This is a genomic window from Pseudomonas sp. TH31 (genome assembly GCF_016650815.1).
Lineage (GTDB): Bacteria > Pseudomonadota > Gammaproteobacteria > Pseudomonadales > Pseudomonadaceae > Aquipseudomonas.
On sequence record NZ_JAEKEZ010000010.1, the window covers coordinates 72,559 to 94,339 of the forward strand.

19 protein-coding genes and 3 pseudogenes are annotated in these 21,781 nt (G+C 60.2%); 5 read left to right on the forward strand and 17 right to left on the reverse strand.

The window, feature by feature from the left end; all coding sequences use genetic code 11:
* Positions 1-69: 69 nt before the first annotated feature.
* Complete coding sequence (locus tag JFV26_RS07125) at positions 70-1,797, reverse strand: ShlB/FhaC/HecB family hemolysin secretion/activation protein (protein ID WP_201190969.1); 1,728 nt, start codon at positions 1,795-1,797, stop codon at positions 70-72.
* A gap of 120 nt (positions 1,798-1,917) precedes the next feature.
* Complete coding sequence (locus JFV26_RS07130) at positions 1,918-3,039, reverse strand: MFS transporter (protein WP_201190971.1); 1,122 nt, start codon at positions 3,037-3,039, stop codon at positions 1,918-1,920.
* A gap of 101 nt (positions 3,040-3,140) precedes the next feature.
* On the opposite strand from JFV26_RS07130, the gene JFV26_RS07135 reads away from it, so the two are divergent.
* The 3 genes and pseudogenes from JFV26_RS07135 to JFV26_RS07145 all read left to right on the forward strand — a co-directional run bounded on the left by JFV26_RS07135 (position 3,141) and on the right by JFV26_RS07145 (position 6,710).
* Positions 3,141-3,905, forward strand: a complete 765-nt coding sequence (locus tag JFV26_RS07135) for an AraC family transcriptional regulator (protein ID WP_201190973.1) — start codon at positions 3,141-3,143, stop codon at positions 3,903-3,905.
* 96 nt (positions 3,906-4,001) lie between these two features.
* On the forward strand, positions 4,002-5,123 hold the full coding sequence (locus tag JFV26_RS07140; protein ID WP_201190975.1) for an HlyD family secretion protein: 1,122 nt from the start codon (positions 4,002-4,004) through the stop codon (positions 5,121-5,123).
* Positions 5,120-6,710 (forward strand): annotated as a pseudogene (locus tag JFV26_RS07145) (DHA2 family efflux MFS transporter permease subunit). The gene JFV26_RS07140 and the pseudogene JFV26_RS07145 overlap by 4 nt, the downstream one beginning before the upstream one ends.
* Here the strand turns inward: JFV26_RS07145 and JFV26_RS07150 are convergent.
* The 3 genes and pseudogenes from JFV26_RS07150 to JFV26_RS07160 form a co-directional block, all read right to left on the reverse strand.
* Positions 6,711-7,151: a carboxymuconolactone decarboxylase family protein gene (locus JFV26_RS07150; protein WP_201190977.1), complete on the reverse strand. Its 441-nt coding sequence runs from the start codon at positions 7,149-7,151 to the stop codon at positions 6,711-6,713. It lies immediately after the preceding pseudogene.
* A gap of 108 nt (positions 7,152-7,259) precedes the next feature.
* Positions 7,260-8,704, reverse strand: a pseudogene (locus tag JFV26_RS07155) (mechanosensitive ion channel domain-containing protein).
* Between the two features lie 152 nt (positions 8,705-8,856).
* Positions 8,857-9,723, reverse strand: coding sequence for a pirin family protein (locus tag JFV26_RS07160; protein WP_201190980.1), 867 nt, complete (start codon positions 9,721-9,723; stop codon positions 8,857-8,859).
* A gap of 213 nt (positions 9,724-9,936) precedes the next feature.
* Between JFV26_RS07160 and JFV26_RS07165 the strand changes: the two genes are divergently transcribed.
* Both JFV26_RS07165 and dkgB read left to right on the forward strand, forming a co-directional pair.
* Entirely contained in the window at positions 9,937-10,476 is a 540-nt protein-coding gene (locus JFV26_RS07165) for a PaaI family thioesterase (RefSeq protein ID WP_201190982.1), read from the forward strand.
* Between the two features lie 197 nt (positions 10,477-10,673).
* Entirely contained in the window at positions 10,674-11,477 is an 804-nt protein-coding gene (dkgB, locus tag JFV26_RS07170; protein ID WP_201190984.1) for a 2,5-didehydrogluconate reductase DkgB, read from the forward strand.
* A 9-nt stretch (positions 11,478-11,486) separates the two neighbouring features.
* Here dkgB and JFV26_RS07175 read toward each other — a convergent pair whose 3' ends face one another.
* The 12 genes and pseudogenes from JFV26_RS07175 to JFV26_RS07225 form a co-directional block, all read right to left on the reverse strand.
* Positions 11,487-11,831 (reverse strand): Hpt domain-containing protein, encoded by a 345-nt coding sequence (locus JFV26_RS07175; protein ID WP_342215432.1) that lies wholly within the window; start codon positions 11,829-11,831, stop codon positions 11,487-11,489.
* 136 nt (positions 11,832-11,967) lie between these two features.
* A complete protein-coding gene (locus tag JFV26_RS07180) occupies positions 11,968-12,594 on the reverse strand; it encodes a response regulator transcription factor (RefSeq protein WP_201190987.1) in 627 nt (208 codons plus the stop codon).
* A 144-nt stretch (positions 12,595-12,738) separates the two neighbouring features.
* Positions 12,739-13,172, reverse strand: a pseudogene (locus JFV26_RS07185) (response regulator).
* Positions 13,173-13,281: 109 nt separating this feature from the next.
* A complete protein-coding gene (locus JFV26_RS07190) occupies positions 13,282-14,490 on the reverse strand; it encodes an EAL domain-containing response regulator (protein ID WP_201190989.1) in 1,209 nt (402 codons plus the stop codon).
* A gap of 139 nt (positions 14,491-14,629) precedes the next feature.
* Positions 14,630-15,403, reverse strand: a complete 774-nt coding sequence (locus tag JFV26_RS07195) for an OmpA family protein (RefSeq protein ID WP_201190991.1) — start codon at positions 15,401-15,403, stop codon at positions 14,630-14,632.
* A 10-nt stretch (positions 15,404-15,413) separates the two neighbouring features.
* Complete coding sequence (locus tag JFV26_RS07200; RefSeq protein WP_201190993.1) at positions 15,414-15,827, reverse strand: DUF4398 domain-containing protein; 414 nt, start codon at positions 15,825-15,827, stop codon at positions 15,414-15,416.
* Positions 15,828-15,901: 74 nt separating this feature from the next.
* A complete protein-coding gene (locus JFV26_RS07205) occupies positions 15,902-16,363 on the reverse strand; it encodes a response regulator (protein WP_201190995.1) in 462 nt (153 codons plus the stop codon).
* Positions 16,364-16,443: 80 nt separating this feature from the next.
* Positions 16,444-17,544: a fimbrial protein gene (locus tag JFV26_RS07210; RefSeq protein ID WP_201190998.1), complete on the reverse strand. Its 1,101-nt coding sequence runs from the start codon at positions 17,542-17,544 to the stop codon at positions 16,444-16,446.
* A gap of 154 nt (positions 17,545-17,698) precedes the next feature.
* Positions 17,699-18,358, reverse strand: a complete 660-nt coding sequence (locus JFV26_RS34105) for a fimbria/pilus outer membrane usher protein (RefSeq protein ID WP_342215433.1) — start codon at positions 18,356-18,358, stop codon at positions 17,699-17,701.
* Positions 18,271-20,139 (reverse strand): fimbria/pilus outer membrane usher protein, encoded by a 1,869-nt coding sequence (locus JFV26_RS07215; protein WP_274610330.1) that lies wholly within the window; start codon positions 20,137-20,139, stop codon positions 18,271-18,273. The genes JFV26_RS34105 and JFV26_RS07215 overlap by 88 nt, the downstream gene beginning before the upstream one ends.
* A gap of 34 nt (positions 20,140-20,173) precedes the next feature.
* Positions 20,174-20,914, reverse strand: a complete 741-nt coding sequence (locus tag JFV26_RS07220) for a fimbria/pilus periplasmic chaperone (protein WP_201191000.1) — start codon at positions 20,912-20,914, stop codon at positions 20,174-20,176.
* 72 nt (positions 20,915-20,986) lie between these two features.
* Positions 20,987-21,532: a fimbrial protein gene (locus JFV26_RS07225; protein ID WP_201191002.1), complete on the reverse strand. Its 546-nt coding sequence runs from the start codon at positions 21,530-21,532 to the stop codon at positions 20,987-20,989.
* Between the last annotated feature and the right edge of the window lie 249 nt (positions 21,533-21,781).

A 21,781-nucleotide genomic window follows, 5' to 3' on the forward strand; every position in this document is an offset into this window, starting at 1 on the left:
GCATCACGTTGCGCGCCGAGTTATTGGCCGTGGCTGTGGCGCTCAGGTCCGACGGCTGTTGCTGGGTGTTCATAAGGCCAATCCCACGCGCATCAGCCAGATTTCTGGCTCCTGATGAAAACCGCTGGGGGTGTTGAGACTGCGTTGGTAATCGATGTCCACTTGCAGGTTTTTCCAGCCCAGGTTGACCCCGGCACTGGCCCCGCTCAGGCGTTGCCCCTGGGCGCCGTGGTCGGCCTTGACCCAGCCGTTGTCCAGGCCCAGGCGCGGGGTGACCTGCAGCGCAAAATCGTTTCGTAAAGGCAGGCGCAAGGTGTTGCGCCAGATCGCGCCGCTGGCGCCGGAGGCACTGTTGACCCGGTAGCCGCGCACGGCAGAATCGTCGGTGCCCAGTAGTTGCTCGATGGTCGGCAGCGGATCGGAGCTGTATTGCACGTTGAACTGGCTCTGCCATTGCCACGCCTGTTGGCCGTATTGGCCGTTGCGCCACTGGCTGAGGCCGGCCCGGTACTTGCGGAACTGCGCTTTTGGCTGGTTGTTGACCTGCCGATTGGCATCGTCGTCGGCACCGAGCCAGCGCAGGCCCTGGGCATAATTGATGTCCAGGTTCCAGACCGCGCTGTTGAGCCAGAACAGGTTCAGTCCGGCTTCGGCCACGGTCAGCGTCGGGCTCTGGATACCGAGGCGAACGTTCTCCAGGTAGCTGTCGACGTCCTTGTGCGCCAGTTGCAGGTTGGCGCTGAGCTGACGGCTTTGATCGCGCCACAGCACGCGGTCGGCGCGCAGGCTGAGCTGGTCGGTGATCCCGGTGCTGTGGAATGTCACGCTGGGGAGCTTGAGCAGCGCGCGATATTCGGCGTGGCTGGCGAAAACGCTGTAGGTCCAGTAGCCGTAAGGAATCGCGTAATAAAGGCTGGCGTTGCGGCTATAGCGATCGCCGTGATTGAGGGTGTCGCTGACGCTGAGATTGAGTGAGTCGTTGAGTTCCAGGGGGCTGTCGAGACTCAGGCTCAGGGTGTCGCGATCACGCCCGGTGCTGGCGCTGCCGAGGTTGTCCGCGCCCAGGCCCAAGGCCCAGCGCGACTGACCGCTGGTGCGCGAACGCAGGATGATTCGCGAGGCGCCGGGCTGGCTGCCGGGGGCGATGTCGGCGGTCAAATCAATAGAGCGCAGGCGGTTCAACTGGTCCAGGCCTTGCTCAAGATCGCGCAGGTTCAGCGGTTTGCCGAGCATTCCGGGGAATGCGCCGCCGAGGGACACTGGCAGGCTCTGGTCGGCCAGTTCGATGGATTCGACATAACCTTCATCGACCACGATATCCAGCGACTGCCCCGCCGCCGGCGCGCTGCGGAGGTACGGCCGACTGGCGATGTAACCCGCGTCCACGTACAGCGCGGTGATGGTCGCCAGCAGATGGTTGATCTGGCCGACGCCCATGCACGCCGACAGCTGCGGCTTTATTCGCTCATTGAGTTTTGTGCTACTGATCAGGGTGACACCGCCGATGCGCGTACCGCTCAGCGGCCAGCAGCGTTCATCCGGGGTGACTTGGGCGGGCAGCACGGGCGTCACCGGCGGCGCACCGAAACTGCCGCGTTCCAGTTGCCGACGGCGTTCTTCCAGTTGCAGTTGTTGCAGGTCGCGCTGTTGCTGTTGCTGCTGGCGCAGCACTTCCTGGCCTGGAGCGGAAGGTTCAGCGGCCTGAAGGGATGAAACACTCAGGCTCATCAACAAAACCAACAACAGCGTGCGAGGCGTGGGACTGCGGCGAGGAACAGCGCGAAGCGAATACGGCACTCAACATCCTTGCGATCATCAAATGGCTCAATGCCACCCCATCAATTTTCGTGATAGTCAGATCGTTCCCATGCAAATGCAAGATGAGTCCTACAACGCTTACATTTCTTAAACAATTGCTCAGCTATGCCTTTTCGCCAGCAGCAAGGCCAACGCGCCACACAGCATCAAGGTTTCACCCAATGCCTGGGACCACGCGACCAGCATCAACCCACCGCCGATCAACAGGTAATACATCAAACCAAACAGCGCGCCGGCAGTACCGAGTCGATCACCGTAGTTCGCCAGGGCCGAGCCGAGGATGTTCGGGATCGCCATGCCGAACGCCAGCACCACCAGCACCATTGCCAACACAAACACGCCGCTGCCTTGCATCAGCCACACGCCGACGCCGCCCAGCAATCCCAGGCAGGCCGCAATACGGATCATGCGCAAACCACTGAAGCCGTTAAGCAGCAGACGCTTATTGAGCCAGGCGCCAAGACCGGAACCCAACGCCAGGATCACACCGCTGTAACCGAACAGTTGCCCGCTCAAATCCAGCCGTTCAAATACGAAGGGGCCAAGGCTGTAGTAGCTGAATAGGGCAATGTTGAACAACGCCACCAGCAGCACCGAACGCCAGATCTCGCGATCTTTCAGCATGTGCCCCAGCGTCTCGAACAGACCCGCCGTGATCAGTTGCGCGGGTCGGGTTTCCGGCAGGCTTCGCAGACACCACAGCCACAATCCCAGTGACAGCAGCAACAGGCACCAGAGCACGCCTCGATAACCGAAGGCTTGCACCAGGCTTGCCCCGCTGAACAGCCCGATGGCAGGGCTGGCGGCCAACGCCATGCCGATCAGCGAAAACACCTGCGCCAGTGCTGCGCCCTGGAAGCGGTCACGCAACAGGGTTTGCGTCACCACCGAGCCGACCGCCGCGCCACATGCAGCGAATGCCTGGGCGATCAACAGGCCGCTGAACGTGCCAACCGTCAGCGCCAGCGCCGAGGCCGCTACGTATAACGCCAGTCCGATCAGCATCGTGGGGCGCCGACCGATCCGGTCGCACACCCTGCCCCACACCACCACGCCAAACGCAAAAGCCAGGAAATACACCGACAGGGTTTGCGCCGCCGCTTGTGGCCCGACGTCAAATGCCTGGCCGATGTCCGCCAGCGCCGGGCTATACAGGGTTTGGGCTATTTGCGGAAACATCAGCAAGGTCATTGCCAAGATCAATAAATTTCGAGGGTTCATCACAGCGTCACTCTTCAATAAAAACTGCTGAGGAGTTTAAGAAGGCGCGCCTGACGTATTATCCAAACCCGGACACTTTATCGTTGAAATCGGACATCTTTATGGCCTGGCTGGATTCCCATGCATCGTTCGACCCCGATGGCTACCTGGCGCCTGTCATAGGCATCGCCTCAACCCTCGGCGATCACGATTCCGGTCTGCACCGGCATCTTCGTGGACAACTGCTGTTCACTCGACAGGGCTGCACGCGCATTACGTTGGCGCAGCAGTTGTGCTTATTGCCACCGTCCCGCGCGGCGTGGATTCCCTCGGGGATTGCCCATCGCGCGGTCATGCAGCAAAGCGTCGACTATCGATCCCTCTACCTGACAGCGGACGTGTGCGCCGACTTGCCACATCAAGTCTGCGTGATTGAAGTCAGCCCATTGCTGCGCGCAGTGCTGGAACCGATGGCCCTGGCTGAGTTCGACACCGATTGGCAGCAGGGCAAATTCAGCCATCTGCTGGCCCTGTGCTTGAGCGAAATTCGTGAGGCTGCGCAGCAGCCGATGCTGCTGCCCCTGCCCCACGACAAGCGCCTGGCCCCTCTGCTGGCAACCCCGGAACAACTACCGCCGGAGCTCCAGGTGCTGGAGCAACAGATCGGCGCGAGCGGGCGGACCATCGGTCGAATCTTCCAGCGTGAAACCGGCATGAGTTATCAGCAATGGCGCCAACAATGGCGGCTGATGCGCGCCATGGAGTTGCTCGCCACCGGTCGCAGCCTTAGTTACAGCGCTTTCGAACTGGGTTTCGCCAGTGACAGCGCGTTCATTGCGTTCTTCAAGGACATGACCAGCGTCACGCCCGGCACCTGGCTCAAATAAGCACCTGACGACCGGCAGTAAAAATCAATTGTCAGAATATATTACCTGCGTCATATTACATCCGTAATAAAGAGTCATTTGCCACAGGTATTCCCCATGACCAGCATGCCCACCGTTGAACCCGACCTGGCTGTCCCGGTGACCACCCACAAGCCTCCCGTGCTCAAACGTCTGCTTCTACTGAGCGTGGCCATCGCAGCGCTAGTGGGCATTGGTCTGTACGGCGCCCATTGGTGGACCGCCGGACGCTTCCTCGAAGAAACCGACGATGCCTACATTGGCGGCGATGTCACGGTGATCGGGCCGAAAGTCGCGGGCTATATCGAAGAAGTGCTGGTGACCGACAACCAGAAGGTCAAGGCTGGCGACGTATTGGTTCGGCTGGATTCGCGAGACTATCGCGCCAACCTGGCCAAGGCCGAAGGCGCGGTCGCCGCCGAGCAAGCCCTGCTCGCCAACCTCGACGCCACCGAACAATTGCAACACGCGGTTATCGGCCAGGCCCGCGCCGGGATCGATGCCGCTGGCGCCGAAACCTCCCGCTCACGGGATGACGATGCGCGCTACAAAAAGCTGGTCGGCAGCAACGCAGTCTCGGTGGAAAGCGCCCAACGCGCCAACGCCACCTTCAAGACCGCCCAGGCGATCAGTGCCCGGGCCCAGGCCGAATTGCTGGCCACCCAACGTCAACTCGACGTGATCGACACCCAGAAACAACAAGCCCGAGCGGCGCTGATGCAAGCCAAGGCCGAGCGTGACCTGGCGCAATTGAACGTCGGTTACACCGAACTCAAAGCCCCGGTGGACGGCGTGGTCGGCAACCGTCGGGCACGGGTGGGCGCCTACGCCCAGGCCGGTTCGCAACTGCTGTCGGTGGTGCCGTCCAGCGGGTTGTGGGTCGATGCCAATTTCAAGGAAGACCAACTGGCGCGGATGACTTCCGGCCAGCGCGTCGTCATCCGTGCCGATGTGCTTTCGGGCCAGGTGTTCCACGGTCATCTGGACAGCCTCGCCCCGGCCAGCGGCGCGCAGTTCAGCGTGTTGCCGCCGGAAAACGCCACCGGCAACTTCACTAAAATCGTCCAGCGGGTGCCGGTGCGGATCGTCCTCGACCCGGCCGATGGCGTGCTCGGCCATTTGCGTCCGGGCCTGTCGGTGACTGCAGAAGTCGATACCCGCACCGAGGAGAAAACCCCAGCCGTGGCCAGCGCACCATGAGCCGCGCCCTCGCCGCCCCGGCGCAATCGTTCAACGCTGCTGACATGGCGACTGCGACCAAAATCTTCGCCTTCGCCAGCATGTGCATCGGCATGTTCATTGCCCTGCTGGATATCCAGATTGTCTCCGCCTCGTTGCGCGACATCGGCGGCGGACTCTCGGCCGGCACCGACGAAACCGCGTGGGTGCAGACCAGTTACCTGATTGCCGAAATCATCGTGATCCCGTTGTCGGGCTGGCTGTCCCGGGTGTTCTCGACCCGTTGGCTGTTCTGCGCCTCGGCGGTCGGTTTCACCCTCGCCAGCCTGCTGTGCGGCGCGGCCTGGAACATCCAGAGCATGATCGCCTTCCGCGCCCTGCAAGGGTTTCTTGGCGGTTCGATGATTCCGCTGGTGTTCACCACCGCGTTCTTTTTTCACCGGCAAAAAACGGGTGATCGCTGCCGCGACCATCGGCGCGGTGGCCTCGCTGGCACCGACCCTCGGCCCGGTGATCGGTGGCTGGATCACCGACATTTCATCCTGGCACTGGCTGTTCTACATCAACCTGGTGCCGGGGATTTTCGTCGCCGTGGCGGTGCCGATGCTGGTGAAGATCGACCAGCCGGAACTGTCGCTGCTAAAGGGCGCCGACTACATCAGCATGGTGTTTATGGCGCTGTTTCTCGGCTGCCTGGAATACACCCTCGAAGAAGGCCCGCGCTGGAACTGGTTCAGCGACAGCACGATTCTGATCACCGCATGGATCAGCGGTCTCGCCGGTCTCGCCTTCATCGGCCGAACCCTGAACGTAGCCAACCCGATTGTCGATTTGCGCGCCTTGAAGGACCGCAACTTCGCCCTCGGCTGCTTCTTTTCATTCGTTACCGGGATTGGCCTGTTCGCCACCATTTACCTGACGCCGCTATTTCTCGGGCGGGTGCGGGGCTACAGCGCGCTGGACATTGGCCTGGCGGTTTTCTCCACCGGGGTGTTCCAGATCATGGCGATTGCGCTGTACGCCTTTCTGGCGAATCGCGTTGATCTGCGCTGGATCATGATGACGGGCCTGGGACTGTTCGCGTTGTCGATGTGGGATTTCAGCCCGATCACCCATGACTGGGGCGCAAGGGAACTGATGCTGCCGCAAGCCCTGCGCGGGATTGCCCAGCAACTGGCGGTGCCGCCGGCAGTGACGCTGACCCTGGGTGGCCTGGCGCCGGCGCGGCTCAAACATGCTTCGGGGTTGTTCAACCTGATGCGTAACCTCGGCGGCGCCATCGGCATTGCCGCGTGCGCAACCATCCTCAACGACCGCACCAACCTGCACTTCACACGTTTGGCTGAACACTTGAACAGCAGCAACGAAGCACTCAACCAGTGGCTGTCCCAGGTCGGTAACAACTTCGCCGCCCTCGGCCAAAGCGGTGACGCGGGTGTCACCGCCAGCCTGCATCAGCTGTGGTTGCTGACGTATCGCGAAGCCCAGACGCAAACCTATGGCGACGCGTTTTTGATGATCATGGTCTGCTTCATTATTGCCACGGCGATGGTGCCCTTGATGCGCAAGGTGCAACCACCGGCCGCGCCGTCAGCAGACGCTCATTGATCAGGCTTGAGGCATTTTGCGAAAGCCAATGGCCAGGCGGTTCCAGGCGTTGATGGTGGTGATCGCCACCGTCAGGTCGACCATTTCCTTGGGGCTGAACTCGCAGACTGCCAGTTCATAGTCCGCGTCCGGGACGTGGGTCTGACTCACCAGGGTCAGGGACTCGGTCCAGGCCAGCGCCGCACGTTCGCGCGGGGTGAAGAACGGCGTTTCACGCCAGGCCGACAAGGTGGACAGGCGACGCTCGTCTTCACCGCCCTTGCGGGCGTCGGCGCTATGCATGTCCAGGCAGAAGGCGCAGCCGTTGATTTGCGAGGTACGCAGCTTGACCAGTTCGATCAGGGTCTTTTCCAGCGGCAATTTCGAGACGGCAGCTTCCAGGGCGATCATGGCTTTGAGGGCGTCTGGGGAAGCGGTGTAGAAATCGATGCGAGGTTTCATGGCAGGGCTCCGTCACAAGTGGGTGTGGAGCACACCTTAATCCCGCACCGGGCCTGAACAAATAGCCAATTCCTGGGAAGTTGAGGTAGCCAATAGACCACTGGCCCCTCAATGACCGCGACTACGCAACCACTGCAAAAATCCTTTTTCTCCACCACTGTCGGCACTTCCCGGGTCAGCGCCTGTGCGGTGTGCAGACGGTAATCGAGCAGCGCCTTCATCGCTTCGCTGATGTCATGCCGGGCATCGAGGCATGGCTTGAGGTATTCCTTCTCGATGCGATACAACGCGCAAAAGGTCTTGGCCGAAAAATCCGCCGGCACGGATTCGTCCGAGAGAATCCCGGCTTCGCCGATCACCTCGCCCGGCCCCATGCGCCCGGCCTCGAACTTGATCCCGGCCCGACTCAGGGCCACCGAGACCACGCCGGATTCGATGATGAACAGGTGATCGCTGACCTCGCCGCCCGCCAGGATCATTTCCCCGGCGCGGAAGGTTTGCAGTGTCATGTTCTGGCTGAAGGTTTCTTTCTCTTCCTGGCGCAGGGTGGAGAAAATGCTCGAGCTTTCCAGCAGCGCCCGTGGCCGTGACAGGCTGGCCGGTACGTTGGATTCGACGCTCGACAACAGGCTGATGCCCGACGCCTGCAAGTGCCGGTACGCCAGGTCGAACAGTTGATTGCGGACCATGCGTTTCTGGTCCATGGAAACCACAAAACCGCTGATTTCATACTCCACGCCACTGCTGCTGGAGCTTTTCAACGCCACGCACGGCGCCGGCTTATTGAGCAGAAAGCGACAGCCCTGCATGGCCCGCTCCAGCGCTTCGATCACTGTGTGCGGCCGGGCGTGGGGGCTCAGTTGCAGGCTGATCGACACGCCAAAAATATCGCTCGGGCGGCTGAAGTTGATGATCTTGGCCTTGGCCGCCAAAGAGTTGGGAATCACCGCCATGCTGCCCTGAGCGGTCTGCATCCGGGTGGCACGCCAGTCGATGTCGGTGACCCGGCCTTCGGTGCCGTCGATGGAAATCCAGTCATCGATTTGATAAGGCTTGGTGGTGTTCAGCACGATGCCGGAGAACACATCGCTGAGCGTGCTTTGCAATGCGAGGCCGACGATGATCGCCACCGCGCCGGAGGTCGCCAGTACGCCTTTGACCGGCAGGTCGAGCACGTAGGCCATGGCCGCGATGATCGCGATCAGGAAAATCACCGCGCCAAGCAGATCCTGGAGCAAACGCCCGGTGTGCCCGACCCGCTGCATCATCACCGCACCGATCAGCACCGTCAGGGTTCGCGCACCGAACAGCCACCAGCCGATCTGCAAACCGGTGGCGGCCAGGTGCAACGCTACGTTGTCGGCCCAGGGCGCCGGCTCCATCGGGTTCAGGCCTTCGTTGAACAACAGAACGCTGAACAACGAGAAAATCACCAGGCGCACGACCAGTTTCCAATTACTGCCGTTGGTGCTGATCAAACGCCATAGACCCAGATCAATCAGGATCAGGGCCAATGCGATAAGCAACGGGTGATCGGTGAGCAGTGACAGCATCAAGCAACTCCAGCAAGGGCCAATGGTGCAAACATCTCACACATTGTAGGAGCTGGCGAAGCCGGCGATCTTTTGATCTTGAGCTGTTTAAGGAAGCTGAACACCAAAGGCCAGATCAAAAGATCGCAGCCTTCGGCAGCTCCTGCGAGTGGTTAACCTTTCATGTGGCCAAACCGGCCCGACTGGTAATCGGCAAAGGCCTGGTGAATCTCCTGTTCGCTGTTCATCACAAACGGGCCATGGCCGACGATCGGTTCGTCGATAGGCTCGCCGCTGAGCAGCAACACCACCGCGTCGTTATCGGCTTCCAGGCTGAGCTGATCACCGTCGCGTTCGAACAACGCCAACTGCCCTTCGCGCACCCGTTCCACGCCGTTGACCTGCACCGTGCCGCGCAGCACCACCAGCGCCGTGTTGCGACCTCCATGCACATCCAGGGTCAGCAACTTGCCGGCATTCAGGCGCAGGTCCCAGACATCGATCGGCGTGAAGGTGCGTGACGGGCCGGTGTGGCCGTCGAACTCACCGGCGATCAAGCGCAGGCTGCCGGCCTGGTCCTTGAGCGGGATGCTCGGGATGTCGCTGTCGAGAATCGTCTGGTAACCGGCATCGGCCATTTTGTCCTTGGCCGGCAGATTGACCCACAGTTGCACCATTTCCAGGGTGCCGCCGCTCTTGGCGAAACCTTCGGAGTGGAACTCCTCATGGATAATCCCAGAAGCCGCCGTCATCCATTGCACATCGCCAGGGCCAATCTTGCCACCGCTGCCGGTGGAGTCGCGGTGCTCCAGTTCGCCGTTGTAGACGATGGTCACGGTTTCAAAACCGCGATGCGGGTGCTGGCCGACGCCACGACGCTCGGTGGTCGGGGTGAATTCGGTGGGACCTGCGTGATCGAGCAGCAAAAACGGGCTGATGTGTTTGCCCTGGGTGTCGTAGGAAAACAGCGTACGAACCGGAAAACCGTCTCCTACCCAATGGGCCCGTGGGCTGGTGTAGATACCGATGATGTTTTTCATGGTGCCTCCGAAAAAGGTGGGTGAAGCCATGAGCCCAGCTTAAATCTGATGCCAATCGCACACTAGACGGCAAAAATCGGCTTTAGCGTTCTACCAGAAGGACAATGCCTGCATTGTTCCTATTGAAGAGGGGTAGCCAGGATTTTATTTCGGACATAATATTGCCCTCGAATTACAACCATAATATCCGCCTGCCCGACCGAGGACATGACCATGCAAAGCCCGACCCGTGAAGCCACACTCGCCCAATGGATCGCTCAGGAACACGCCATGCGCGCCCGCCTCGCCAGCCCCGGCAGCCTGTCCATGGCCGAGGTCAGCACCCTTACGCCCTCCGAGTTTTTTGAAGGCATCGGTAACGGTGAATTGCCCTCGCCGCCCATTGGCACGCTGATGGATTTCATCCCGATTGAATGGTCAGCCGGGCTGTTCATCTTTCAAGGCACGCCGGATTCGCGGCATTACAACCCGCTGGGCAGTGTGCACGGCGGCTATGCGGCGACCTTGCTGGATTCGTGCATGGGTTGTGCGATTCACACCCAGCTGATAAAAGGTCAGGGCTACACGACGCTGGATTTGCGCATCAGTTATGTCCGGGCGTTGACCGGCGCCAGCGGTCCGGTACGGGCCGAGGGCAAGATTGTGCATCTGGGGCGTTCGACGGCGTTGGCCGAGGGGCGGATTTATGACGTGGATGGGCGGCTGTATGCGACAGGGTCGACGACTTGCATGATTCTTGAGGCGCGGGGGTAAAGCAAAGATCAAAAGATCGCAGCCTTCGGCAGCTCCTACATGGCATCGGTGGAGAAGCTGCCGAAGGCTGCGATCTTTTGATTGTGATTCTGGATTCATGACTTGCGGTAAACATTGCTTTGCCTCATCAGCGGTTTTTCTCAAGGACATCGACGCGGATACTCGTGCTCATTCCCACTGCAACCCTGGAGTCATCAATGTCTGTTCCCGCATTCGGTCTTGGTACCTTTCGCCTGCAAGGTCAGGTGGTCATCGATTCGGTGAGCACCGGCCTTGAACTGGGCTACCGGGTCGTCGACACCGCGCAGATCTACGAGAACGAAGCCGACGTCGGCCAAGCAATTGCCAACAGCGGCGTCCCCCGACATGAGTTGTTCATCACCAGCAAGATCTGGGTCGCCAACTTCGCCAAGGATCAACTGCTCGACAGCCTCAAGCAGAGCCTGCGCAATTTGCAGACGGACTACCTGGACCTGACGCTGATTCACTGGCCGTCTCCGGAAGATCAGGTGCCGGTAGCAGAATTCATGGGCGCCCTGCTCGAAGCCAAGAAGCTGGGCCTGACCCGCCAGATCGGTGTTTCCAACTTCACCGTGGACCTGATGAAGCAGGCCATCGCTGCGGTCGGTGCCGAAAACATTGCCACCAACCAGATCGAACTGCACCCGTACCTGCAAAACCGCAAGGTTGTCGAATTCGCCCAGAGCCAAGGCATCCAGATCACTTCCTACATGACTCTGGCCTACGGCGAAGTGCTCAAGGACCCGGTGATTCAGCAGATCGCCGAGCGCCTGCAAGCCACACCGGCACAGGTCACCCTGGCCTGGGCCATGCAATTGGGCTACGCGGTGATCCCGTCGTCGACCCAACGCGCCAACCTGGAAAGCAACCTGCAAGCCTGCGCCCTGACCCTGAGTGAGGCCGACATGGCGCTGATCGCCGGCCTCGATCGCGGCCATCGGCTGACCAGCCCCAAAGGCATTGCCCCGCACTGGGATTGATCTCCAGCGCTAGCCAAAGCTTTCGTCCAGGCGCGCCATGGTCTGCTGCAAACGCTCGACGGCTTCGTCGATCATTGCCGCACGACCTTCGGCGCAAACCTGCTCCAATTGCTCGCAACACTCGATCAGTTGCAACGCCCGGACCATGCGCGCACTGCCCTTGATGCGGTGCGCCAGGTCGCGCAGTCCCTGGCGATTCTTGGCTGCGTGGGCCTGAAGCAGGTGCTCGCGATCCTCGCGGTTGGTTTGCGCCAGATCGTGCACCAGGCGATTGATCAACGCGCGGTCGCTGCCGACGTACTGTTCAAGGCTACTCAAGTCGATCTCTGAAACCGGTTGTTCTTCGACAGACATTTTTGACTCCCCCTCAAACCTGGTCGCCAGCCATCCGCTCAAATCGCCCAAACGAATTGGTTTGAACAGACAATCATCCATGCCGGCTTCCAGGCAACGAAGTTTTTCCTCGGGCTGGGCGCACGGTCTGGCTCGTTCAAATCAGATGATTGCGTTTAGCGAAATCCCGGCAGTGCACCGCCGAGGTCAACCCGAGCTTTTCGTTGCAGCGTGTCTTGTAAGTGCTGACGGTCTTGTGACTCAGGTGCATGGCCTCGGCGATGGCCTTGTTGCTCAACCCCCGCGCCAGATGCTGAAAAATCATCAATTCGCGATCAGAGAGCTTGTCGATCAGTTCCTTTTCGCTGCTTGGCAGGTTATTCAGCGCCACCGCGCCTGAAGCGAGCTGGATGAAATAGGTGTAACCGGCCATCAAGGCGTGCACTGCCTTGTGCAAATGGCTCAAATCATTGGTCTTGGGCACATACGCCATGGCGCCGGCCCGCATGCAGCGTTCTTGATAAAACTGGGGTTCCTGGGAGGTGAAGACCAATACTCTGGAAGGCACGTCAGCCATCTTCATCCGCCCCAGCACATCGAGCCCATCGAGTGAAGGCATCACCAAATCCAGCACCACCAAATCAGGTGAATGCTCACGGACCATTGGCATGACCTCATTCCCGATAGCCACCTCGTAAATCCGATTGAACCCCTCTTGCTCAAGTACGATTTTGACTGCGGCGCGTACAACCGGATGATCGTCCACAATCAGCGCAGACTTCATGGCAACTCCCTATGCAAAAACATGACGATTGCACTGCGAATACTCGCCGCGCCTGACCCGGCGTAGACGCAACGGCTGCGCAACGACTTTTGCATGGCAGGCAAGGCAAAACTACCGGTCAGATCTGACAGTAGCGACGAACGGTCAACCGCGGTTTTGCTTGTAGAGCGAGGTCAGCCAGGGTTGGTCGTCCGCTTGCGCCGGCAGATCGATGATCGCCATCAGGCGCGTAAGGGTACTCAGGTCGGGCAGCCCCGATTGGCTGACCTGGATTTTTTGCTGCGTACAGGCCGGGATCGGCGGCAACTGCGCCTGCCCGCCGTTATAGATCAAGGCGTGATGCACTTGCGGGTTATTGCGAAAAAACCCAGCAGATCCAGCGCCCCGGACGCCAGCGCAGCATTGATCACCACCAGGTCAAACGGCTCGCAACCGTATTCCACCAGGGTCAGCAACTCTTCAAGGTCTTGTGCCGGTGCCACCCGGTAGTAGTCGAGCTGATTGAACAGCCGCTCGACTTTCATCCGATGAAAATGCTGCTCATCGGCGATCAGGATTCGTAAGGCTTTGTTCGGCATCGTCGCCCCCCATGAGAGTGAATATCGTGAGGGCGCAAGGCTACGGAACACTGACGAGGGTATCTGTAGGACTTTTCCTAAAGATCACTTTTCGCCTTAGATCATTGATCTACAGCTTCAATGCCTGCGCAGCATCGCGTAACGGCAGCCAACGGAGCAAATCCTCGCCATTCATGGGCCGCGCATACCAATAGCCCTGCCCTAACGTGCAGCCGAGCGCCAACAGTTGCTGGCATTGCGCCTCGGTCTCGATACCTTCGATAACCACCGACATTCCCAGGGTTTCACCCAGCGCCAGGGTGCTGCTGATGACCGCCCGGCAACGGGGTTCGTGTTCCAGGGTGCGGACGAACTCGGCATCAAGCTTGATCTCGTTGAACGGCAACTGACAAAGGCGTTGCAACGAAGAAAACCCGGCACCGAAATCGTCGATGGACAACCGGCAACCCATCATCCTCAAGCGCACCAGGCTTTCGAGGCTGGTGGCCGGGGCTTCCAGCAGCCCGCTTTCGGTGAGTTCGAAGGTCAGGCTGGCGCCCGGCGTGGCATGGCGGGCCAGGATGGCCTTGATGGTGGACGTCAGTTCGCCATTGGCCAGTTGCGCCGTTTGCAGGTTGAACGCCATGTTCAGGGCAAAGCCATGGTGCCTGGCCAGTTGTTGCAGGCTCAGCGCCTGATCCAGTTGGACAAACAACAACTCATCCATCAGCCCGCAACGCTCCAGCACCGGCATGAACACTGCGGGCGAGATAACACCGTTAATCGGGTGCAACCAGCGACATAGCACCTCAACACCACACACTTCACCGGTTTGCAGGTTGAACTTGGGTTGATACCAGGCCTGCAATTGCTGCTCGACCAATGCTCGACGTACCGCCTCCTCGCTGGCCAATGCCACGGTGGCCGCCGTCCACAGCTCAGTCACCGGGCTGTCGAGGTATTTTTTCAACAGAGGCGCCAGCACCTGCGCGTGCAACGGCTTGCCGACATCGCCCAATAATTCCAGGCCCAACAACGAAACGATTTGATGCACCGCCCGACGCAAGTCTGCCGACAGCGAACTGCTGATGATGATCGACTTCACCTGCCCCGACGCGCCGACCCGCTGCAAAAACGCCAGACCGTCCATGCCTTCCATCTGCAAATCGCACAGGGCGATATCCACCGGGCCGATGGCGTTCAGAACGTCCAGCGCCTGGGCGCCGTCACTGGCTTCGAACACCTCGCGACAGCCCAGCGAACGCAACATATTCACGGCAACGGAGCGCTGGAAGGTGTGGTCTTCGAGAACCAGAACGCGGAGCGGCAGGCTGGGCATGGGATGTCGACTCGTCTTTTAATTGGGTGGAGGATTGTCCATAAAGCGAGGGGGAAAGCTAATTAGGAAACGTCTGAAGCTTTGTAGGAAATTTCCCAGAAACACCGGGAAACGAGCCCATTCCGGGCTCGTTTTCTGTTCAGTTACGCGTTCCGACCGCCGATGAACCGTAGGAAATGATCACTTCCACCCGACGATTCATCTGCCGGGAATGCGCATTGCCGTTGTCGGCTATCGGGAACTGTTTGCCATAACCCTTGGTTCTCAATCGATCCGCACTGACGCCCAATTGCGTCAGCGCCAATGCCACCGACTCGGCACGGTGCTCGGACAGCCGCTGATTGAAGGCATCCCCGCCCACCTCATCGGTGAAGCCTTCGATGCGCACTTTGCGCTCAGGGTTGTCCGACAGGTATTGCGCCAATTGCTGGACCGTACGCTGGCTGCCGTACTTGAGGTCAGCCTTGCCGGTGTCGAACAGCACATCACCAAACGTCACTACTTCGCCACGCTCGGTTTTTTTCGCCTTCAACGCTTGCAACGCCTTGAGCTGCTGGGTGCGCACATCGAGTTGCACCTGAGTGCGCTCGGCGTCGATTTTCTTCAGCCCGACCTCGGCCTGGCGACCGACTATGGTCTGCTCGGCGAGGGCGATTTTCTGGCTGGCGAGGTAAGCCAACTGATCCACTTGCGGCGCCTTGCGGTCCTTGAGGGACGCCTGATCCGCCTTGTTCAGTGCCGTGAATGCGTCCTTGGTTTCGATGGCCGCCAGGGTGTTGGACTCGGGCTTATGTTGCAGCGCGCTGAACTGTTCGCGAGCCTGGACCAGGTTCGGGTTTTCCGGTGGCGTGGCGCAGCCGGCAAGCATCAGGCCCATCACGCCCGCAGCAGGTAACAGCAGAGAAATACGCATGGTCGGTTCCTTATTGAGCGCTGGACGGTGGCGTGAAACCCGTGGCCGGGTCTTGCAGCATTTCCTGCTTGAGCACCTGGATACCGTTGCGTGCATCGGTCAATTGCCGCTGCCATTTCACGGCCCGGGCTTTGCGCTCGGCGAGGTTGGCGTCCGCTTCGATTTGTTCGGCCAGGGTCCGAGCCTGAACGTAATCACGTTCCCCCATGGCTCGTTCCATCAGAAACATCTTGTCCTGAGCGGCTTTCATTTCCAGCGGCGCGTATTGCGTCGCTTCAGCGGACACCGCACGGTTGACCGCGTCCCGGGACAGCGAAATCTGCTGCTCGGGAATCGGTGCACTGGCGCAGGCACTCAAGGCGCCAGCCAGGATAATCAGGCAGGCTGATGCCCGCGCGCGGGAAGACACACGTTGAATAGTCATCAAACGCTCCAAACAGTAAAAGTGAGGTGAACCCGGTCGTTATCGATCTGTGGGTTCTTGTTTTTCGCTCTCAATCAACCACGTTTTGCTGCACACACTCTTGGGGGATAGGAAGACACAAACGACGCGAGTGCCGATTCGTCGCTTGGGTCGATGTGCGCCATAAAGCGACGCACCGCATACTCATCGGCGGTGTCGATCAGCCGAATCTGCCGGGGCTCGCCGACGGCGGGTAACGTGCGAGACATCTGCCCGTGGGCAACGCCATAGACCAGGGCGTTACGCACCTGGGGATTGCCGCGACAGAACAGCTCCATGTCAATACCGGCGGCCTTGGCCAGGTCCATGTTGATCAGCAGCACGTCGAATAACTCGATGGGCTCACAGGTGTAGTGAGTCAGGATCAGCAACTCTTTGAACGACTGCACCGGGGCCACACGAAAGTAGCCCAGCCGATTGAGTATTTTTTCCAGTCGCACGCGCTGTGCGTGCTGGTCATCGACAATCAGGATGCGTAAACCTTGGGTGGCCATCATGGGCAGTCGTCCTAACGTTCCGGGGTTAAACAAACGCCTGACTCTTCTTCAGCAGAGGCTCCAGCGCGCGTCTTGAATGGCTAGTAGTAATTAATGGTGAACGTCGCCGTGGCATTGGCCGGGCCAGCGGTGATGCTGTCTTCAGTCTGGATGTAGCGTGCCTTCAGCGCGATGGTGTAACTGGCGCCCTCGACGGCACGCGGGGTGATGCCACTGGCACGCAGGGCGGCCAGGGGTAATGGCGTGCCGCTGCTGTCGGCTACTTGCAGGCCTACGCCGGTGGCCGCCGGATCATCGCCGGGGGCGCTGGGGTTCAGGCTCATGATGCCCAGGTTCGGCGTGATCGCCGTTCGGGTCGGGTCCAGGCGCACTTGCAGCACGTTGTTTTTGCGCGAGTCGAGGTTATTGCTGGTGCCGTCGCTCAGCCAGCGTGGGCCGGTGTCTTGGTAGTAACCGTTGAACGCAGGGCAGTTGTTCAGCGCGATGGAGAAGTCCTTCCATTGCGTGAAAGTGTTTTTGCCGGAGAACTCGTTGAGCATGTGCGTGCCCATCGGTACCGAGACGTCCGGTGTCGAACAGGTGCGCGAGACAATATTGATGCTGCCGGAAACGTTGACTCGCATTACTTCGACTGAATTGCTTCCGACCCGAGTCTGAGTCGTCGTCGGCAACTGCGAACCCTGGATGGTGCCTGGTGACACGTCACCGATCTTGATGAACGACATGTCGAAAGCCAGGGTGCCCTGCAAGGTGTACACACAGTACGCCGTCCCCGACCCGCAATTGATGGCATCCGAATTGAAGGGCATAGCCGTACCCGCGAACCAGAGCGCGACACCTATGCCCGGGACGCCGGTCTGATAAACGTTGCCACCCCAGGGCGACCCCGTCCAGGCAGACAGCGGCAACGGTCTGACGGGCAGCTCACGGCGCGTCTGAATGTTGTAGAGACCGGGGGAACAGCTCAACAAGCTTGGCGAGGCAATGTTGAACGTCTGGCGATAGATTTCCGCGCCCAGCGGCACATCGCGTCCCACCGTGATGTTGCCGCCCAGTAACGGCATGGTGCGTATCACTGAACTGCCGCTGTCAACGAAGTTGCAATCCGCCATCGCCATCCCGGCCATCAACGACAACCCCGCCACCGCCACACTCGACTTGATCACACGCATCATCTTCATCACTTGTTCCCCTGTGCGCTGTTCACAGAAGCAACGCGATTATCTGATTGAGCGACCGAGCACAGCGCATCCACTTGGCGCAGTTGCTTGCCATCGCTTTTGCCTGGCGGCAGTGGCAACGCGCACTGCTGACCGGCCTGAGTGCCCCAACTGATCAACAGCCGGCGCGCATCGTCCTTGACCCGGCATAGAGCTGACCGCCCTGCCCGACCACACCCACCGACACGCCGCGGTCATCGACCACGCTGGCGCCGAACGGCAATGGATTGCCATCAGACAGAGTGACGTTGAGCAACAAGGCCTGGCCGTTGCTGGTGCCGTATTTGAGGGCCACGACGGCGCCGGCACGCGGCGCGACTTGCTGGCTGGTTTCAGTCAGTTCGACGTCCAGGGAAGTGCCGAGCGGATCGATCGCCACTTCGTTCAACTCATAAGGCCGCAAGTACGGCACCACGGCGTTGCCGCGACCGTCGAGTTTCAACCCCGGAAAGCCGACCACTTTGGCGCCTTCGGCACCTTCGGCCGTGATCACCGCCATGGTTTCGCCGCGATACGGGGTCATGGTCACGCCGTTCGGGTGGGCGACCACCGAGCCACTGGCATTGAGCGACAGGCTGTCATAGCCCTCGCCACGGCTGACGGTGGCGCCAACGATGGCTTTGGGACCAATGTACTGGCCGTTGACCGAGGTGCTGTTGGTGCGGCTCGCGCCTTCATGACCGGCGGTCACGCCATAGTTGTACTGGCGGTCTTCGCCGGCGGTGCCGCTAAGGGTCGCCTGTTCGCTGAAGTTGCCGTTGGTGTCGCGCAGCACCGGGCCGAGATCTGTGGCCGGTTGACCGTAGAACCGAACTCGATCGGCAGGCTCACGGTAAACAGCAAGCTGTTGTCCATGTCGCCCAGGCCGATGCGCGCACGGTTGGCGCTGACGCCATAACTGACCGAACCGACCTGCTTGTTGTAGCTGAACTGATACTGCAGGTCGCTGCCCGGCAAGTTCCAGTAATTCTGCGTAAAACCACTGAACGCCACTTGGCCCCATTCGCCCAGACTCTGGTTGGCGGTCAATGACAGACGACTGCGCGGACGGCCGAACAGGCTGGTGTCCAGGCCGCTGCGCTCGGCGTCTAGCAATTGCACGGCGTTGCTGAAGTCCAGGTAGTTTTCCGTGGAAAACCGCGTCGCCGCCACGGCGAAGTTACTGCCGGTGCTGAGAATGTTTTTGCTGTAGCTCACCCGCGCACTCTGGCCGCTGGCCGTGCCGCTTTTGAGGTCGGTCTGGGCATGGGTGACGTCCACCGCCACCGCGCCGACCGGCGTGCTGAACGCCAGGCCACCGAGCGCCGAACGATAGTCGTCACTGGCCTGCGCGCCGCCGTAGCCGGTGAAGATATTGCTCAGGCCCCGCTGATAGGTGCCCTGCAACAACTTGGCCTGGCTGTCGATGTAGTTGTTGCGGGTTTCGCCGGCCGTGACACTGAAACGCGACGTGCCGGGGCGCAGCAATTGCGCGGTGGAGGCGAACGGCACAATAAAGCTCTGTTCGCTGCCATCGGCTTCATAGACGGTCACGTCGAGGTCGCCGCCGTAACCAGTGGAGTACAGGTCATCGATCACGAAGGCGCCCGGCGCCACCGTGGTTTCAAACAACAGGTTGCCGGCCTGGCGCACCGCCACTCGCGCACTGGTGCGGGCGATACCGCGGATCACCGGCGCATAGCCGCGTTGGGACTCGGGCAACATGCGGTCGTCGGTGCCCAATTGCACACCGCGATAGGCCAGGGTGTCGAAAATCTCGCCGCTGGTATTGGCCTCGCCCACGGTCAACTGGCTCTTGAGCGAGGTGATATCGCGCTGGGCATAGGTGTTCAGTGCCTGGTAGTTCTGCCCGGTTTCTTTCTGCCAGCTCATTGAACCGTTATGGCGCAGGCGCCAGTCACCCAGGTTCAGCCCGGCGTTGAGGCCCAGGTAGGCCGAATCGTAATTGCCGGTGTCGGTTTTGTTGTGGTTGGCGTTGAAGTTGTAGCTCAAGGTCCCGGCGGTCACGCCGCGATCCCACAGCTCGGGACTGACGTAACCGCGAGCGTCACGCCGCAAGGCAATCTGCGGGATGCTGACATCCAGTTGCTGACTGGAAGGCGAAAAAGTAGCACTGGCGCCTTCGATCAACTGCGCGATGTCCAGGCACGATGCGCCACTTTCCACGCTCGCCGTGGCCTCGGGTGACAACCGACGCAGGTCGACGCCGATCAGCTCCAGCAAGCCACGACTGAAGCACACGGTCGGATGGCTGCCATCGGCGTCGGCATTGATACGAATGTCCTGGCGATTGACCAGTTTGCCGTTCACCGCCACGTCGGCACGGTATTCGCCGGGCAGCACCGGGTTGCCTTGCTGGTACTGGGTCAGGTCGAGGCTGCGCGAATCTTCGGGTAAAAATGCGTCGTTGAACTGCACGTCTTCGGCCAGGGCCGCCTGAGCCGCCAACACACCCGAAACAGCTGCCAGCGTACGAAGAATCAAGGCTGTCACCGGATTCAAGGCAAAGCGAGGGCGCGCCTGCGGGTTGGCCCCCAGGCTTGGAAAAGTCGTCATAAATTACTCGTGCACTAGAACGATCGCGAAGAAATCAGGGCTTGAGCGCTTGCTTGATCGGCATCAGCGCGCCGTAGTCGTTGATGGCATTGAATTCGACCTGAGCGGCTGCACCGGGCAGCGACTTGAGCGTCGGCAAGGCAAAGACTTTGGTCTCGCCGGGGTTGACCATGCCGTTTTCACTCTCATAACGCTGGTTGCCAACGGCCAGGGCCAGTTCAACCTGAGACACGTGAAACGCCGTCGGGTTGTAGGCTTGCAGCGCGTAGCCGTGGTCGGCCGGGATGACCTTCCACTGCACCGATTGCGGCGCATCAGTCGGGTTACCGGGCAGGCCGTCGGGACGGTAGAAAATCTTGATCCGCGAACGGAAGGCCATTTGCAGCACGTTCAAGTCCACCGGGCCTTCAGCCTTGGGTGGAATCTCCAGTACGTTGAGCCAGAACACAGATTCCTGATTGGCCGGCAAGCTTGCGCCGGTGAACATCAGGCGCAGGCTCTGGCCTTTGCTCGGATCGACGCGCGACACCGGCGGCGACAGCACAAACGGTGCTTTCGAACTGGTGGGGCTGGATTGGATATCGCCAGTGTCGACCCAGGATTGCACCAGGGCCGGACGCGTGCCGTTGTTATTCAATTTGACGGTGATTTCCTTCTGGCCCGCCGGGTACACCAGGCGAGTCCCGGTGATCACCACACCGGCCTTGGCGTGTGAATACATCAACGTGGAAAACATCAGCAAGGCTGTAAGTCGTATTACGGTTGCATAACGCATGACGCACCTCATCGGCTGCACGGTTGCGCGCCCCTGCCCGCCTGGGCAGGAGCGTGCCGCCATGGGCATGGCTTATTGGTAGTCGACGTTGTACGTCACGGAGCTGACCACGGTACCCAGGGTGGTGGTGCCGGTGGCGAAGTACTGGACGGTGTACGGCATGTTGGCTGCACCGGTTGCATCGATAGTGTTACGGGTGGTCTTGGTTTTCTGGTTGGTGTTACCGGCCTGAATAACTGCGCTGCCCTGTTGATCGACCAGTTGCAACTGAACGTGGCTGGCAGTGCCGGTCATGTTGAGCAGGTTGCCGCTGGCCGGGTCCACGGTTGCGCCCGAGTTGAAGAACGCGGCGGCGGTGGTCGCCGTACCGACGCAATTGGTCAGCTGGATGTTGAAACCGGTCTGGCCTTCAACCTCGCCGGAAGTGGTCAACAGCCCCGTGGAAATGGTCGGCAGCGTGACGGTCGCAACGGCTGGCGTAACCACGCCATCAACGGCGATGGTGCAAGTCTGGTTGCGCAGTTCACCGTTGAAATTGATGGTGCCGTCGGCAGCGTTGGCAAATTGAACGCCAGTGGCGGAAACCAGTACGGCGAGGGCGATGGCTTTGCGATTCATGGGACAACTCCAAAAGTAAGATTTCAAACCTTGTCGCGAAAGCCTGAATGGGTTGCCAGACGCGGGATGCGTCGTGGTTGTAACAAACCATGTGCCTGGGCGACGGGGTGAATCATCGGCTTCTGGAAGGGCTCTTCGTGTAGGGCCCATCCCTGCACTGCGTAGGAAATTTCCTAGCGATTTGGAATGGATCAACCGCAAAAGATCGCAGCCTTCGGCAGCTCCTACATTGGAATGGGTGTACGTCCT

What these genes read in the sequence shown, in the direction of transcription:
- JFV26_RS07135 (WP_201190973.1), top strand. Translation starts at nt 3,141, where the DNA reads ATGGCCTGGCTGGATTCCCATGCATCGTTCGACCCCGATGGCTACCTG.
- JFV26_RS07160 (WP_201190980.1), bottom strand. Translation starts at nt 9,723, where the DNA reads ATGAAAAACATCATCGGTATCTACACCAGCCCACGGGCCCATTGGGTA.
- JFV26_RS07130 (WP_201190971.1), bottom strand. Translation starts at nt 3,039, where the DNA reads ATGAACCCTCGAAATTTATTGATCTTGGCAATGACCTTGCTGATGTTT.
- JFV26_RS07210 (WP_201190998.1), bottom strand. Translation starts at nt 17,544, where the DNA reads ATGAAGATGATGCGTGTGATCAAGTCGAGTGTGGCGGTGGCGGGGTTG.
- JFV26_RS07215 (WP_274610330.1), bottom strand. Translation starts at nt 20,139, where the DNA reads ATGACGACTTTTCCAAGCCTGGGGGCCAACCCGCAGGCGCGCCCTCGC.
- JFV26_RS07165 (WP_201190982.1), top strand. Translation starts at nt 9,937, where the DNA reads ATGCAAAGCCCGACCCGTGAAGCCACACTCGCCCAATGGATCGCTCAG.
- JFV26_RS07205 (WP_201190995.1), bottom strand. Translation starts at nt 16,363, where the DNA reads ATGATGGCCACCCAAGGTTTACGCATCCTGATTGTCGATGACCAGCAC.
- JFV26_RS07140 (WP_201190975.1), top strand. Translation starts at nt 4,002, where the DNA reads ATGACCAGCATGCCCACCGTTGAACCCGACCTGGCTGTCCCGGTGACC.
- JFV26_RS07175 (WP_342215432.1), bottom strand. Translation starts at nt 11,831, where the DNA reads ATGTCTGTCGAAGAACAACCGGTTTCAGAGATCGACTTGAGTAGCCTT.
- dkgB (WP_201190984.1), top strand. Translation starts at nt 10,674, where the DNA reads ATGTCTGTTCCCGCATTCGGTCTTGGTACCTTTCGCCTGCAAGGTCAG.
- JFV26_RS07225 (WP_201191002.1), bottom strand. Translation starts at nt 21,532, where the DNA reads ATGAATCGCAAAGCCATCGCCCTCGCCGTACTGGTTTCCGCCACTGGC.
- JFV26_RS07195 (WP_201190991.1), bottom strand. Translation starts at nt 15,403, where the DNA reads ATGCGTATTTCTCTGCTGTTACCTGCTGCGGGCGTGATGGGCCTGATG.
- JFV26_RS07150 (WP_201190977.1), bottom strand. Translation starts at nt 7,151, where the DNA reads ATGAAACCTCGCATCGATTTCTACACCGCTTCCCCAGACGCCCTCAAA.
- JFV26_RS07180 (WP_201190987.1), bottom strand. Translation starts at nt 12,594, where the DNA reads ATGAAGTCTGCGCTGATTGTGGACGATCATCCGGTTGTACGCGCCGCA.
- JFV26_RS07220 (WP_201191000.1), bottom strand. Translation starts at nt 20,914, where the DNA reads ATGCGTTATGCAACCGTAATACGACTTACAGCCTTGCTGATGTTTTCC.
- JFV26_RS07190 (WP_201190989.1), bottom strand. Translation starts at nt 14,490, where the DNA reads ATGCCCAGCCTGCCGCTCCGCGTTCTGGTTCTCGAAGACCACACCTTC.
- JFV26_RS07200 (WP_201190993.1), bottom strand. Translation starts at nt 15,827, where the DNA reads ATGACTATTCAACGTGTGTCTTCCCGCGCGCGGGCATCAGCCTGCCTG.